General features: G+C 63.9%; 11 protein-coding genes. 6 read left to right on the forward strand and 5 right to left on the reverse strand.

The features are described 5' to 3' along the window. Window positions 1-47 precede the first annotated feature (47 nt). The 6 genes from GQO94_RS06070 to guaD all read left to right on the forward strand — a co-directional run bounded on the left by GQO94_RS06070 (window position 48) and on the right by guaD (window position 7,317). The gene (locus GQO94_RS06070; RefSeq protein ID WP_232332810.1) at window positions 48-2,192 is read left to right on the forward strand and encodes a TonB-dependent receptor; all 2,145 of its coding nucleotides are present in this window, start codon (window positions 48-50) and stop codon (window positions 2,190-2,192) included. A gap of 195 nt (window positions 2,193-2,387) precedes the next feature. After that, window positions 2,388-3,740 carry a sulfatase-like hydrolase/transferase gene (locus tag GQO94_RS06075; RefSeq protein WP_198045838.1) on the forward strand — a complete coding sequence of 451 codons (1,353 nt, stop codon included), beginning with the start codon at window positions 2,388-2,390 and terminating at the stop codon, window positions 3,738-3,740. A 107-nt stretch (window positions 3,741-3,847) separates the two neighbouring features. After that, the gene (locus tag GQO94_RS06080) at window positions 3,848-4,705 is read left to right on the forward strand and encodes an aromatic ring-hydroxylating oxygenase subunit alpha (RefSeq protein WP_156840284.1); all 858 of its coding nucleotides are present in this window, start codon (window positions 3,848-3,850) and stop codon (window positions 4,703-4,705) included. Further along, the gene (locus tag GQO94_RS06085) at window positions 4,702-5,298 is read left to right on the forward strand and encodes a Rieske (2Fe-2S) protein (RefSeq protein ID WP_156840285.1); all 597 of its coding nucleotides are present in this window, start codon (window positions 4,702-4,704) and stop codon (window positions 5,296-5,298) included. The genes GQO94_RS06080 and GQO94_RS06085 overlap by 4 nt, the downstream gene beginning before the upstream one ends. Continuing rightward, on the forward strand, window positions 5,295-5,951 hold the full coding sequence (locus tag GQO94_RS06090; protein ID WP_156840286.1) for a glutathione S-transferase family protein: 657 nt from the start codon (window positions 5,295-5,297) through the stop codon (window positions 5,949-5,951). Before GQO94_RS06085 ends, GQO94_RS06090 begins: the two co-directional genes overlap by 4 nt. A gap of 10 nt (window positions 5,952-5,961) precedes the next feature. Next, window positions 5,962-7,317, forward strand: coding sequence for a guanine deaminase (gene guaD / locus GQO94_RS06095; protein WP_198045839.1), 1,356 nt, complete (start codon window positions 5,962-5,964; stop codon window positions 7,315-7,317). Here the strand turns inward: guaD and GQO94_RS06100 are convergent. The 5 genes from GQO94_RS06100 to GQO94_RS06120 form a co-directional block, all read right to left on the reverse strand. Continuing rightward, on the reverse strand, window positions 7,314-8,720 hold the full coding sequence (locus tag GQO94_RS06100; RefSeq protein WP_156840287.1) for a uracil-xanthine permease family protein: 1,407 nt from the start codon (window positions 8,718-8,720) through the stop codon (window positions 7,314-7,316). The genes guaD and GQO94_RS06100 overlap by 4 nt on opposite strands. A gap of 2 nt (window positions 8,721-8,722) precedes the next feature. Next, window positions 8,723-10,081: an 8-oxoguanine deaminase gene (locus tag GQO94_RS06105; RefSeq protein WP_232332799.1), complete on the reverse strand. Its 1,359-nt coding sequence runs from the start codon at window positions 10,079-10,081 to the stop codon at window positions 8,723-8,725. 19 nt (window positions 10,082-10,100) lie between these two features. After that, window positions 10,101-11,219, reverse strand: a complete 1,119-nt coding sequence (locus GQO94_RS06110) for a purine nucleoside permease (protein WP_232332800.1) — start codon at window positions 11,217-11,219, stop codon at window positions 10,101-10,103. Further along, window positions 11,216-12,235, reverse strand: a complete 1,020-nt coding sequence (gene add / locus GQO94_RS06115; protein ID WP_198045840.1) for an adenosine deaminase — start codon at window positions 12,233-12,235, stop codon at window positions 11,216-11,218. Before add ends, GQO94_RS06110 begins: the two co-directional genes overlap by 4 nt. A gap of 77 nt (window positions 12,236-12,312) precedes the next feature. Continuing rightward, on the reverse strand, window positions 12,313-14,778 hold the full coding sequence (locus GQO94_RS06120; protein WP_156840288.1) for a TonB-dependent siderophore receptor: 2,466 nt from the start codon (window positions 14,776-14,778) through the stop codon (window positions 12,313-12,315). Window positions 14,779-14,857: the final 79 nt, after the last annotated feature.

Here is a 14,857-nt window from a genome sequence, read left to right on the forward strand (position 1 = left end):
CTGCACCGTCGCTGAGGCCTCGCACAACACGGACGAGCCGCTTGACCGTGCGCAGTGCGGCACTTTGCACGGTGGCCGTGGTCGTGCTCGCCGACTGCGCGCCGGCCATGGCCCAAGCGGCATCCGCCGGGGTGACGGACGCGCCCATGGATATCGTCGTGACCGCCGAGCGGCGCGAGACCACGGTGCAGCAGACGCCCATCTCGATCGGCGTTTTCGACGGCGAAGATCTGATCAAGCGTGACGTCACGACGCTCGAAGCGCTGTCGCGAGTGGCACCGGACATTTCCTTTACTCAGGCCGACGGCCAGCCGATCATCGCGATCCGCGGGATTTCCAGCCAGAATACGGGGGCGGTGGGCGATCCCGCCATCGCAGTGTCCACCGACGGCTTCTATCTGAACCGACCTTACGCGCTGACCGCATCGTTCTACGATCTGGAGCGCATCGAGGTGTTGCGCGGACCGCAAGGAACGCTGAACGGGCGCAACGCCAATGGTGGCGCGATCAACATCCTGACAGTTCGGCCGCAAAGCGAGTTTGGCGGCTTCGCCACTGCCCAATACGGCAATTACAATGCGGTCGGCATCCAAGGCGCACTGAACGTTCCGCTAAGCGATACCGCGAAGGCGCGCGTCTCGTTTCTGTCGCGCACTCACGATTTCTATCGCGATACCCCGCCGCAGGAAGGTGGCGACGATGAAAACACCCAGTCGATACGCGGTCAGATCCTGTTGACCCCGACCGACCGCCTGAAGATCTGGGCTCTGGCCCAATACAACTTCATCGGCGGCTCTCCGGGCGTCGCCCAGAATATTCCGTTCGTGTTTGATGCGGACGGCACGATCGTTCATGATCTTCCGTCGGGCATCAATGACGAGACCTTTACCGCCGGCGTCCCCAACTACACCCGGATGAACGAGCACACCTTCAAATGGAGTGCCGAATACGACCTCGATGCGATCAAGATCACCTACCTCGGTGGTTATGACGACACCAGCTATCGTCGGCAGGACGACGATTCCAACAATGGCAAGGTCTACGGGTTCCGAATGAAGGAAAAGCCCCGCACCTGGAACCAGGAACTGCGGGTCTCTTCAGGTGATGATTCGCGTCTGTTCTGGCAGGTCGGCGTCTTCTATTTCAATGAAAAGAACGATCTCTTCTCGGCGGAATATTATGCCCAGCCGGGCGGGACTTATGCCCGAGGCTACACTTTCGACTATCACGTCACTTCCAAGTCGCTCGCCGGCTTCGGTCAGGCAAGCTACAAGATCACCGATCAGCTGACCGCGACCGCCGGCATCCGCTACACTCACGACAAGAAGCGGCGCTCGGGCCTGGTCCAGTTTGCCGACGACGACGTGCCCGTCGATCCGGTGAGCTACTTCACGGTTTATCAGGACAATTCGGGGACCTGGAACAAGGTGACCTACCAAGCCGGGCTCGACTATCAGGTGACCCCGCGCAACATGGTCTATGCGAAGATCGCGACCGGCTACAAGTCTGGCGGCTTCGTGCCGCTGGCGACTTACAAGCCCGAAACCGTCACCAGCTACGAGGTTGGTTCGAAGAACCGCTTTGCCGGCAATCTGCTACAGCTCAATCTCGCCTTCCACTTCGAGGACTACAAGGATCAGCAAGTGTCGCAGCTGGCGACGCTGCCGGATGGCGGGGTCGCGACACTGATCCGCAACGCCGGCAGCTCGCACATCTACGGCCTGGAGACCGATCTTGTCCTGACACCGGCACGGACCACGCGCATCACGGCTTCGGTGAATTATCTCCACGCGCGCTTCGAGGACTTCGAGACCGTGCAGGACGGTGTAAACGTCCAGCTTGCCGGCCGCACTCCGCCGAATGCGCCGGACTGGTCGATCGGGCTCGGGGCGGAGCAGGACATTCCGCTCGCATCCGGAACGCTCACTCTATCCGCGGACTCTAAGTACCAATCCGCCCAGTATTTCTCTTACTTCAACTTCGATTCGACACGGCAGAAAGCCTACACGATGTCGAACGCGAGCGTGACCTACGCACCGGACGCGGCGAATTGGAGCGTCTCGCTTTACGCCAACAATATCGAGGATCGGCGCGTGTTCACCAACGCTGTCGAGAACGCCTTCACCCAATCCTACCACTACAGCTTCTACGCCCCGCGCACGTATGGCGGTCGGGTCACTCTGAAGTGGTAGACTGAACCGACATGACCGCTCTCGCACTTCAAATACGCCCGATTGTACCGCCGACCGTCGCGGGCCGAGCGGGAGCGGTCCACTGGAGATCACGGAGTGCCGCGCAGATGACTATGATCGATCTCGACGGTCGGACACCATGCGCAGATATGATCGTCACGTTGCCCCGGGTCCAGTCGCATCAGGAGCTTTGCCATGAACCGTCGTGATCTTATGGGTTCCGCAGGAGCGCTTGCACTCGCTGCGCTTCTTAGCCCCGCCGGCTTGGCGAAAGGCGTCGCGCGATCGGTACCGGCCCCGAATTTCATCCTCATCATGTGCGACGATCTCGGGTTCGGAGACATCCAGCCTTACGGCGGCACGATTCCCACCCCCAACATCAATCGGCTCGCGGCCGAGGGCGTGACGCTCGACAATTATTATGCGCCGGCCAATCTGTGCACGCCGTCGCGCGCAGGAATTCTCACTGGCAGGCAACCGATCCGCAGCGGGCTTGGGTGGGAAGTGCTGCTGGAAACCGATGCGCGCGGTCTGCCCGTATCGGAACGCACGATCGCGGACGAATTGGCGCCGCGTTATGCGTCGGCACTGATCGGTAAGTGGCATCTGGGTACGGCGCCGCAATATTGGCCGCCGACCAAGCACGGTTTCGATCTGTTCTACGGCATTCCCTATAGCCACGACATGACCCCGCTGGCCTTGTTCGAATCCCACGCCGGGTCCGACGCAGTTGCCTCGCAGCCGGTCGAGCTTGCGTCGCTGCAGGAGAAGTTCTGCCGACGCGCGGAAGCATTCATCGACGAGCATCGGGCGAAGCCGTTCTTTCTCGAGCTCGCGTTGAGCGCGCCGCATCTGCCCACTGTGCCGCCGGAGCCGTTCAAGCACACGAGCAAAGCAGGATCCTACGGCGATGTCGTTCGCGAGATCGACTCGATCGTCGGCCGCATCGTCGACAAGATCGACGCTCTGGGTCTCGCGGAAAATACCCTGATCATGTTCACATCCGACAACGGCCCGTGGTTCGAGGGCTCGCCGGGGCCTTTGCGGGATCGGAAAGGCGGCAGCGCGTATGACGGGGCCTCGCATGTGCCGTTCCTGGCCCGCATGCCGCGCACGCTTCCCCCCGCCACCCGGACCAAGGCGATCGCGTCGGGGCTCGATATCCTGCCCACGCTGTGCGCGATGGCGGGCGTGACGCCCGACAACGATGAACTGGACGGCCTGGACATGCAGGCTGTTCTCAAGGGGAGCGCGACGTCGCCCCGCGACGAAATCGTGTTGTTCAACAACGAATCCGTGGTCGGCATCAGGACCCAGCGGTGGAAATATGTTTCGGAGACGTATTACCGCGGCGGGCGCACCGACTATGTCGAGCGCGGCTACCCGCAGCTCTACGATATGGAGCTCGATCAGGGCGAAAACTACAGCGTCGCCGACCTCTATCCCGACGTACTCGCAGATATGCAGGCGCGCTGGCGGGCGGCAGTCGAGAAGTTCGCGCCGTTCAGGACCCCGAGACCCAAGGGATTCGACTGGGTGTCAGAATAGGACCGCATTTGCCGGCCGGGACGCGCGAAGTTTGAGGGCGCGTTGGTGTCCCGACCGAACGGCCACTTCTCGAGCGGCCGGGCAACACAACACCGTATGAGGCACTGATGGACCCAATACTCTGGAACGACTGGCATGTCGTGGCCGACGCCACGGCGTTGCAGTGCGATCGTCCGATCACGACAAGACTGCTTGGAGTGCCTCTGACGGTTTCTCGCGACGCGCAAGGCGCAGTCCATGTCGTCGGGACCGATGGCAGCCCGATCGTGAGCGACGTCCGCCACGGTTTCGTCTGGGCCTGTCTCGGTAAGCCTGCCCGGCCCATCCTGAGCATCGCCGAACTGGCCGAGCCCGATCGCTGCGTTACCACGGCGGGTTCGTTCGGCGTCCACGTTTCGGCCGGACGCGTGATCGAGAACTTCCTCGACCTGGGGCATCTCGGCCATGTGCATGCGGGCTATCTGGGCCAGGAACCGCAGACGGCGGTCGAGCCCTACGAGGTCGCACGACTGCCCGATGGCGGTGTCCATGCCAGCGGCTGCAAGGTCTTTCAGCCGGTCTCATCGCCGACGGCGCAGAGCGGGTTCGTGGTCGAATATCAGTACAAGGTCGAGCGAGCGCTGACCGCCTCGCTCTACAAAAGCAGCTTCAGCCAGCCCGATCGTTTCGACGTCATCTATCTCTTTGCCCAGCCGCTGGACGAAGAGCATGCGATCGCCCACGTCCTCGAGATATTCATCGACGATGGCGTGTCCCCGGCCGCGTTGCGCGCTTTCCAGCAGTTCATCTTCCTGCAGGACAAGCCGATCCTCGAAAATCAGATTCCCAAGCGCCTTCCGATCGGACAACGCATGGAAATGCCGGTGCTCGCCGACAAGACCTCGGTCGCCTATCGGCGCTGGCTGGCCGAACTGGGCGTGACTTACGGAACGGTCGGAGCGCATGACGGAGGGCTTCCGGCATGACCGTCCGTGAAGGCTGGCACCCCATCGCCGCATCCGACGATTTGCCCGCCGGGCATATCTATGCCGCGCAACTCTGCGACGTGCCGCTCGCTGTGTGGCGGGGGCAGGATGGCACAGTCAATGTCTGGGAAGATCGCTGTCCGCACCGAGGAGTGCGCTTCACGATCGGCTCGATTCATGGCGACGAACTGCGCTGCCAATATCATGCCTGGCGGTTCAGAAGCGGCAGCGGCGCCTGCTCGGCCATTCCCGCCCACCCGACACGCAAACCCTCGTCCGCGATCCGCGCCACCCTCTTTCCGGGCGTCGAGCGCGATGGACTGGTGTGGACCAAACTGGCCGGCGATCAGGATGCACCGCCGCAGCTGGATTACGCAGGCGCGGTCCTGCGAGCGATCGCGGTCAATTGCACGGCGCAAGCGATCGAGATCGCGATCGCGCGGGCACCCCTGCCCGGCGTACGGCTGTTCGTGCAGCCCGTGTCCTTCGCACGCGCCGTGATCCGGGGGCTTGCCGAAGATGTCAGCCGGCTTGCCGAGCATGATGCGGCGCTCGAACGATTGCGGCGCGGACTCGAAAGAGCAGCGGCATGATTCTGTACGACTATCCGCCGCTTGCCGAATGCTATGCGGTGCGGCTGCTCGCGGCGTTGCTCGACGTGCCGCTCGAGATCCGCTCACTCGATTATTATCCGGGGCGCGAGCATGAAACGGACGAGTATCTCGACATCGCTCCGCTCGGCAGCGTGCCGGCCCTCGATACCGGCACGGCGGTGCTGGGGGACTGGCAGGCTGCACTCATCCATCTTGCCGCCCACCATGATGCGACCGGGCAATGGCTGCCGCTCGGCGATCCGGACCGCCTCGTCGCAATCCACGAATGGCTGGCTGTGGCGCGAGCGCTCGCCCACAGCGCCGGCGTTGCGCGGCTGCACGAACTGATCGGCCAGCCCGCCGTTATCGAACGCTGCCGGACCGAGGCGCATCGCCTTCTGCGCCATCTCGAGCGGCATCTGTGGTTCGGCGAACGCGCGGGGCGCCGCTGGCTCGTGGAGGGCGAGCAGCCGACAATCGCCGACATCGCTGTCTTCGTGCAAGTCATCCTGTGCGAGGAAGGCGGGGTCTCGCGCCTCGATTATCCAGCGGTCCGGCGCTGGATCGACAGCGTGCGCGGCATTCGAGGCTTCGTGGTCACCAGCGGCGTGCTGCCGCTCGATCCGACTGCACCTGTGCATACGCTGGCATGAGCGGATTACGGTGGTAGCCGCCTTTGCCATTTGCGGCGATCTTTATCACACGCCCACGCGTGGATGCCTGGAAGCCCTCGCAGACTGTCTGATCGAAGTCGGCGAAACCGGCCGGATCGAACGCATGACCCGCGCAGACGAACCGGCTTATGCGTCCCGGCTCGAACGGGCCGATCGATTGATCCGGCTGCAGCCCGGCCAGTGCCTGCTGCCCGGTTTTGTCGATTGTCACGTCCATGCTCCGCAATGGCCGCAATTGGGCACGGCGCTGGATCGGCCGCTCGAACAATGGCTCGACCACTATACTTTTCCGCTCGAGGCGAAGTTCGCCGACACAGCCTATGCGCGCGAGGTCTATGCCGATCTGGTGGCGACCTTGCTGGCGCACGGCACGACGACCGCGGTCTACTTCGGCACCGTCCATGTCGATGCCACTGTGGCGCTTGCGGAGATCTGTCTCGAACACGGCCAGCGCGCGTTGATAGGCAAAGTCGCGATGGATGATCGGGAACAATGTCCTGATTTCTACCGGGACGCCGATGTCGATGCAGCGCTCGCCGCCACGGCCGAGACCATCGCGCGGATTCGCGCGCTGCAGCCCGGGGAAGACCATCCGCTCGTGCTTCCGGCCATAACCCCGCGTTTCCTGCCGAGCTGCACCGACGACTTGCTTGCCGGGCTCGGCGCGCTGGCGCGCGAGACCGGGTGTCATGTGCAGACCCATTGCTCAGAAAGCGACTGGGAGGTGGCGCACTCCGCCGGTCGGTTCGGCGCGACCGACACGGCGGTCCTCGATCGCTTCGGCCTGCTCGCAACGCGTGCCGTGCTTGCCCATAGTAACTTCGTCACTGCCGACGACCGCGCGATCATCAAGGCGCGCAACGCTGCGATCGCACATTGCCCCTTGTCGAACGTCTATTTCGCCAATGCAGTCTTGCCTTTACGCGAAGCGCTCGACGAAGGCGTCCATGTCGGTCTCGGCAGCGACATCGCCGGTGGAAGTTCGCCCTCGATCCTGGACAACGCCCGTATGGCGATGACGATATCCCGTCTGCGCGCCTCGGGCATGGATGCGGCGGTGCCTGCATCCAAGCGAGGCGCGGCGGGAACATCAATCAGCGTCGCCGAGGCATTCTGGCTGGCGACGGCGGGCGGTGGCGAAGCGCTCGGCCTCCCGATCGGACTTTTTGCGGAAGGCGCCGAGTTCGATGCCATCCTGGTCGATCCCGGAACGGCGTCCAGCGATCTTCGAATGACTGGCGGAGAGCCGAACCACGACCGCTTCGAGCACATCGTGCGCTGCGCCCGCAGTGCCGACCTCTCAGCGGTGTGGGTGCGCGGCAGGCAAGTCAGGAACGCGCGCTAGCCCACCGCCTGCGCTTCGCCATCGGGCACCACGAGGTTCAGGAAGACCGCGATCACGGCCGCCGGCAGCACGCCGGAGCACAGCAGCACTTGCACCATCTCGGGCGATTGGCGCAGCGCATCGGGCTCGAGTTGCAGGCCCAGCGACAACGACAAGGCGATCGCGAAGATCAGCATGTTGCGCTGCGTCCATTCGACTTGCGAAAGCATCGAGACCGCCGCCGCAGCGACCATGCCGAACATCACGATCACGCCGCCGCCCAACACTTCGATCGGGATCGTCGTCACCAGTGCGCCGATCTTGGGAACGAGGCCGCACAGCACGAGAAACACCGCACCGACGCTGACGACATGCCGGCTCATTACGCCGGTGATCGCGACGAGGCCGACATTCTGGCTGAAGCTGGTGTTGGGCAAGGCTCCGAAGATGCCGGCGACGGCAGTGCCGATGCCGTCCGCGAATGTCGCTCCGCTCAGTTCGCGGTCGCTCGCGGGGCGCCCCGCGCCGCCTTCGCAGATGCCCGAGACATCCCCCACCGTTTCGATCGCGGAAACCACGCCCATCAGGCAGAAGCCGAGCACCGCCGAAGCCGAGATGGCGAAGCCGAAGTGGAACGGCTCGGGCACCATGAACCAGCCCACCGTATCGAGCGGGTCGAGCGAAATGCGGCCCATCAGCGCGGCCGCTGCATAGCCGACCGCGAGGCCGATCAGCACCGAAGCGGTCGACCAGACGCCGCGAGCGTAGAAGCTCAGCGCCAGCGTGGTGACCGCGACGATCGCGGCAAGCAGCCAGCCTTGCGCAGAGCCGTAAGTCGCGCTCTGCGCGGCATCGGCACCGCCCGCCGCGTATTGCACTCCGACGCGCATCAGCGAGAGCCCGATCATCAGCACGACCAGCCCCGTCACGAGCGGCGGCAGCGCCACGCGAATGCGACCGATCACGAAGCCGAGGCAGGTGTGAAACAATCCGCCGACCACCGCGCCGGTGGTGAGCGCGGCCATCGCCGCAATGCCCTGCCCCGCGACGATCGGAATCATGATCGGTAGGAAGGCGAAGCTCGTGCCCTGAACCACGGGCAGGCGCGCCCCGACGGCCCCCATTCCGAAAGTCTGGAAGAACGTGGCGATGCCCGAAAACAGCATCGCCATCTGGATCATGTAAACCAGCTCGCTGGTGTCCGCCGAGCCATAGCCGAACCCCGCCGCTCCGGCGACGATGATCGCGGGCGCCAGGTTGCTGACGAACATTGCCAGGACATGCTGAATGCCGAGCGGCACGGCCAAGACCAAACCGGGAAAATAGTCCGGATCCCTCGCTTCCTCGGGAGTCATCACGCCGCGCCAAGAGCGCGCCTTGGGGATCGGCCCGCCGTCTTCGAGAAGTTGCGTCTGGTCGCCCATGGTCAGGCCAGTTCCATCTGGCGCTGGCGGGATCGCTTTGCCGCAGCACAGATGGCGGGGAGATCGGCCGTCACGAGGCTGCCGTCGCGTACCACCCAGCGCCCTTCGACCATCACGTCGCGCGCGGCCGAGGGTGGTGCGAGCAGCAAACCGGCGACCGGATCCCAGGCGCCGCTCGGCCCCGGCTCCGTCATCGACCAGATCGCAAAATCGGCGCGTTTGCCCCGTTCCAGCGAGCCGCAGTCATCGCGCGCCAGCACTTCGGCGCCGCCGCGCGTGGCGAGGCGCAGAGCTTCTCGTGGGCCAAGCGCGTCCGCCCCGCCCTGCACCCGCTGCAGCAACATCGCTTGCCGCGCTTCCTGCAACAGATTCCCAGCATCGCTCGATGCGCTGCCGTCCACGCCAAGGCCAACTGGCACGCCCGCATCGCGCATGGCCCGCACCGGCGCGATCCCCGACCCCAAGCGGCAATTCGAGCACGGGCAATGCGCGACCCCCGTCCGCGTACGGGCGAACAGTGCGATTTCCGCGGTATCGAGTTGCACGCAGTGCGCATGCCACACGTCGTCGCCGGTCCAGCCCAAGTCCTCTGCGTATTGTCCCGGCCGGCATCCGAAGCGCTCGAGCGAGAACGCGACGTCGTCCGCATCTTCGGCAAGATGCGTGTGCAGCATCACTCCCTTGTCGCGCGCGAGCAGCGCGCTGTCGCGCATCAGCTCGCGGCTGACCGAGAACGGCGAGCACGGCGCGACCGCGACCCGCACCATCGCCCCCGGTGCGGCATCGTGGAACCGATCGATCACGCGGATCGTGTCGGCCAGGATCGCGGCTTCTGTTTCGACGACAGAATCGGGCGGCAGCCCGCCGGCGCTTTCCCCCACGCTCATCGACCCGCGCGTCGCATGGAAGCGCAGGCCGATTTCGGCCGCCGCCGCTATCGTGTCGTCGAGCGTGACGCCGTCGGGAAACAGATAGTGATGGCCCGAAGTCAACGTACAGCCGGACAGCGCCAGTTCGGCCAGCCCCAGCTGCGCCGCTGCGAAGACGTCTTCGGGGCGATAGCGCGCCCAGATCGGATAGAGCCGCTGCAGCCACGCGAAAAGCGAGGCATCGATGGCGCCGGGAACCGCGCGGGTCAGGCTCTGGAACAAGTGGTGGTGGGTGTTGACCAGCCCCGGCGTAACGACGCAGCCCGCGGCATCGATCAGAACATCGGCTTCGGCCCTGACTTGCGCGAGATCCGCCGTCCGCCCGACCTGTTCGATCACACCGCCGCGCACCGCGATGGCCCCGTCGGCAATTTCGCGCATGCCATCGTCCATCGTGACAAGCATTGCGGCATTGGCGATGACCGTCAGCACGTGCGTTTCGGCCGTGACATCATTCCGGCGGAGTTGCCGCGTACCGGTCCCAGTTGCCGAGCAGTTCGTCGATCACTTTCGAGCCTACCAGGTAGAGGCTCTCCACTGCCGCTCCGAGCCCGGCGTAGCCTTCGTTCTCGCGCAGCAGGTATGCGGCAGGATCCTCGCCCTTCGGCGGCATCGTGTAATTGCTGCCCGCCCGCAGGACCATGACCCGGTCCTGATCCGCGCGGCCGATGCGATCGAGATACGTCATCGCCTGAAGCAGCCCCGTCTCCTCCATCGCCGAAGTGACGAACTCGCCCTTGCCTTGCGTCCAGTAATCGACCCAATCGTTCGCCCAGTCGGTCATCTTAGCGCCGTGCCAGAACGTCATCGCCGCCAGCTGTTCGCCCATGAGAACGAATGGCGGCCGCTGCGCGTTGGGATAGCCGGTGAACCGCGCACGCTCCTTCGCGATCTCGGGGGAATCGGGCAGTGCGACATCTTTCGTCAGTCCATAAGCCCAGTCGGCGAGCTTGGCGTTGAGGGCATACATCTCGCCATCCGCGCCATCGAGCGGCCGCTTGTCGTTGGGGCCGTTGCGGTGCCGCGGGAAATAGCCGTACTTCCAGTCCGCCGGGATCTCGCGCGGGTCGATCTCGTGCGCGAGATCGCCATCGACGACGTAACGCGCCCAGGCGGCAGAGCCGATCGAGGCGTCTTCGGGGTCGATCCCGGCAATGCCCGCGACCAGCCAGTAGGACTTGCTGAGATCGAAGCGCTGATCAAGGCCCAGCGCCAGCGTCGCGGTGGCCGAACGCGCCGTGCCGATCCCGGTGACGACGCCGAGCACTTGTGTTTCGGGATTGTACCACAGGTCGTGGTAGCCCTGCGGGAACGGAATGCGCGTATCGAGCTTGCGGCGCTGTTTCCACAGCTGGAACTCACCGGGGACGTCGCCTTCGTCCTCGCCGATTTCGAACAGCGAGACGATGACGACCCGCACCGGCAGCGGAGCGGCGCAGGCCTTGCCGGGCTCGCATGCCAGTGCCGCGGCGACATCGGGCGTATGCGCGGTTGCCGCCGTTCCAACAGCCAGCGCGGCGGCGCCGACGAACACAGCGAACGCCCGGCGCGTGATCGATCGCAGGTTCACGATGCCGCCTCCGTGGCCAGGACGGCATGGACCCGCTCCTTGTAGGCAGTGCGGCGCGGCTCATCGAGCCAGGCGGCGTCGAAGCCGTTGAGCACCAGGCGAACGATTTCGGCCTCGCCGAAGCCGCCCTCCTCCTGAAGCGCCACGAAATTCTCGTTGAGGTAGGCATCGAAGTACGCGGGGTCGTCCGAGTTGATCGTCACGCACATGTCCTTCTCGAGCATGCTGCGAATTTCCCGCGAGGTCAGCGATTGCACGACGAAGCGGTTCGAGACGGGGCAGACGGTCAGACCCAGCCCCTTCTCGCGGATCGCGGTGCACAGCGCGTCGGATTCGAGCGAATTCACGCCGTGGTCGATCCGATCGACGCCGATCTCCTCGAGCACTTGCCGCATGTGTTCGAGCGTGTCGTCCTGATTGACGTCGCAGTGCATCGTCAGTTTCAGACCCAGCGATCGTGCGCGGGCGAACACCTCGGCGAACTTGCGCGGCGGATTGCCCTTCTCATCGGAATCGAGACCGACACCGATCAGCCAGTCACGATAGGGCTCCGCCAGGGCGAGATGCTCCATTGCCGATTGCGCGGACATGTCGCGCAGGAAGCACAGGATCAGCCCCGTCTCGATGCCGAGCTTGCGGGCTGCATCGTCCTGCGCCCGGCGGATGCCCCGAATGACCGTATCGAACGATACGCCACGCGACGTGTGCGCCTGCGGATCGAAGAACAGCTCGGCATAGACGATGTTCTGCGAAGCGGCCTTCTCGAGATATTCCCAGGTCAGTCGGTAGAAATCGTCCTCGTCGACGAGAACATTCATCGCCGCATAGTAGATCGTAAGGAAGGAGGGCAGATCGTGAAAGTCGTAAGCGGCCACGAGCTCTTCGGGGCTGTCGTAGCCCAATGCGATGCCGTTCTTGGCGGCAAGGGCGAAACTCAGCTCGGGCTCCAATGTGCCCTCGAGATGCACATGAAGCTCGGCCTTGGGGAGCGTTTCGATCAGTTCGCGAATCTGCATTCAGTACCGCCTGTATTTGTCAGAAATCTCCGCGGGGAGCGCCCGGGATGGCAACGCTCCCCGCGGACGGTCTCGCATCAGAACTTGTAGATGACCGAGGCCTGCACGCTGCGCGGCTTTTCGGGCAGCACGATCGTCGAACCGAAGATCTCCGTGAAGTTTGCACGGAAGTACTTCTCGTTGGTCACGTTCTTCGAGACGACCCGGAACAACCACGGCCCGGTTTCGTAAGAGGCGCTGACGTCGGCCGTGAAGTACGACGGCAGCTTCACCACGCGCGACTGACCGGAGTAGACCGAGTCGACGGCAACCCCGCTGGCGCTCAGAGAAATCCCGTTGTCGAAGCCATACGTCGCGGTAAGCGAGTAGAGGTTGGTCGGAATGCCAGCACGGCGCGCCTCGGTGCGGTTGTTGATCGGCACGTTTCCGATCGGCTGACCTCCGAGGTAGAGCGTTGGATCGGTGACGTTGACGAGATCCTCGATGCCGAAGAAGCTGAACAGCACACCATCGCCCAGACCCGTCAGGTTGACGACCTTGGTGCGGGTGTAAGCGCCGGTCACGAGGAACTTGTCTGTTACGGCCCAGCGCAACTCGGCTTCCAGGCCCTTGGTTTCGACCGCTTGGTTGACCGTGATCGACTGCACGTTCCGGTCGATGCGCTTCTGCTTGTACACCGAGACCGCGGCGTAAAGCTTGTCGTCGAGGAAGCTGCCCTTGATCCCCGCTTCGTACAGTCTCGAGGCCGAAAGGAAGCTTTCGTCGAGCACGTTGCCGACCTCGAGTTCCGCTCCTTGCCCCGCGACGACGGTCGTCTGCTTGGCAATCGTCACGTAGGGAATGATGCCGAAGGGCAGCTTGTAATTGGCGCTCGCGCTCCAGGACAAGCCGCCATCGCTGCCCTTGCCGGTCGCCGGGACATTCGGATCCTCCAGCTTGGAAAGGATATTGGTCGATTTCGCGTCGATCCAGTCGTAGCGCGCGCCGAGAATGACATCGAGGCCGAACTCGAAGTCGAGATCGACAAGTCCCGCGATGGCGTAGTCGGTGTAATGCCCCTCCTGATAGTTGGTGTAGAGGCAATCGCACTCGGTCGACAGCAGCCGGTCCGAACGCGGCGTGTAGCCGACTGTCAGATCGACCCGGTGAAAGTATTCGTAGTTGAAATCGTCACCGTGCTTGAAGTCGGTATAGCGGATCGAGGGCGAGAGCTGGAAGGCGAACTTGCCCGCCGAGGTATCGAAGGTGTTCGATACGACCAGCTTGTTTTCGAAGACCCAGGAATCCGCGAACTGCGAGAAGCCGTAGGTGTTCTCGTTGATGTTCTCGTAGCTGTCGTAGAACATCTGGTTCTTGACCTCCAACCCGCCGTCGGAGGTGTAGATCAGGTCGAAGTAGAGCGTCGTCGCCTTGTTGTTGAGCCGGTCGTCCTTCCCGGTCAGCGTGTTCTTGCGGCTGAGCTTCGCTGTGCCGGTGTTCTCGAGCGCCAGGAACGGGTAAGTCGAGGTCAGGCATTCGTCCGTGAAGGCGGTGGCGAGGGCCGAGAAGTTCCCGCAGCCGAAACCGCCGAAGACCGACAGGCCGCCGGGGCTGACCGCGTTGATCTCGCCCTGCGAAATCTGGCCGTCGCCATCGGTGTCCAGCGCCTGCGCCTGACCGGTGATGTAGGTTCCGTTGTCGACGAGATCCTGCGTCAACCGGTTCCAGCCACCGTTCTGCTGGCCTTTGAAGTTGTGGTACATGCCCCCGAATTCGGCCCGGAGGTTGGATCCGAAATCGGTGTCGAACGACGCCTGCAGGATCGTCTGCTTGGTCGACATGTTGCGGTAGTAGCTGCCCGAATCCTCGACTTCGGCGAAGAGCGAGTAGCCGAACTCCTGGCTGCCGATGCGACCCGGGCCGCGGACCGTCGCCTGCAGGTCGGCCTTGCTCCAGCTACCGCCGGTGAACTGCAGCGAGCCTTCGGGCTCGACCAGAAAGGCACCGCCTTGTGCGCGGCCGGACTTCGGCACGAAGTTCATGTAGCCGCCGGTCTTGGACGGGCCATAGATCGGCGAAGCGGGGCCGCGCACGATATCGATACGGTCGGACGCGCCGATCGGCGTCGGATAGTTGCCCGGGTTGTCGAGACGGCGAACGCCGCGGAAGTAGACCTCGCCCGGTGTTCCGCGAATGTCGAGCGCGCCGCCGACGCCGAAGAAAGAGTTGGTGAACGTACCCGGTGCCTGCGCGACAAGGTCGTAGATGTCGGTGACGCCAAAGCGCTCCATCTGCTCCTGACTGATCGAGGAGGCGGAACGGGGCGTTTCGGTAAGCGTCTTGTCGAAGCCGAAGATAGAGCCGACGTTATCGATCGGCAGCGCGTTCAGCGAGCCGCTGACGACAATTGAACCATCTTCGTCGGTCTGGCCCGTTTCCTGCGCGAGCGCTGGCGATGCAAGCGCAGTGCAAGCTAGAAGTCCGGCCATGGCAAGCCTTACAGTCGGCCTGCGACCGGTGCGATACTGACCCTCGTTGGCGAATATTTCGGTAGTGCGGTTCATGTTTCTGACCCCCCTGAAGACGACGGTGCGACACGCGTCGCGCCCGTCAAGGATTCGTTTTTTTTGCCTTGTCGATCAG

Source organism: Novosphingobium aquimarinum (genome assembly GCF_009746585.1).
Lineage (GTDB): Bacteria > Pseudomonadota > Alphaproteobacteria > Sphingomonadales > Sphingomonadaceae > Novosphingobium > Novosphingobium aquimarinum.

Coding starts and splice junctions, on each gene's coding strand:
- add (WP_198045840.1), bottom strand. CDS start 12,235: ATGCAGATTCGCGAACTGATCGAAACGCTCCCCAAGGCCGAGCTTCAT.
- GQO94_RS06090 (WP_156840286.1), top strand. CDS start 5,295: ATGATTCTGTACGACTATCCGCCGCTTGCCGAATGCTATGCGGTGCGG.
- GQO94_RS06085 (WP_156840285.1), top strand. CDS start 4,702: ATGACCGTCCGTGAAGGCTGGCACCCCATCGCCGCATCCGACGATTTG.
- GQO94_RS06100 (WP_156840287.1), bottom strand. CDS start 8,720: ATGGGCGACCAGACGCAACTTCTCGAAGACGGCGGGCCGATCCCCAAG.
- GQO94_RS06075 (WP_198045838.1), top strand. CDS start 2,388: ATGAACCGTCGTGATCTTATGGGTTCCGCAGGAGCGCTTGCACTCGCT.
- GQO94_RS06120 (WP_156840288.1), bottom strand. CDS start 14,778: ATGAACCGCACTACCGAAATATTCGCCAACGAGGGTCAGTATCGCACC.
- GQO94_RS06080 (WP_156840284.1), top strand. CDS start 3,848: ATGGACCCAATACTCTGGAACGACTGGCATGTCGTGGCCGACGCCACG.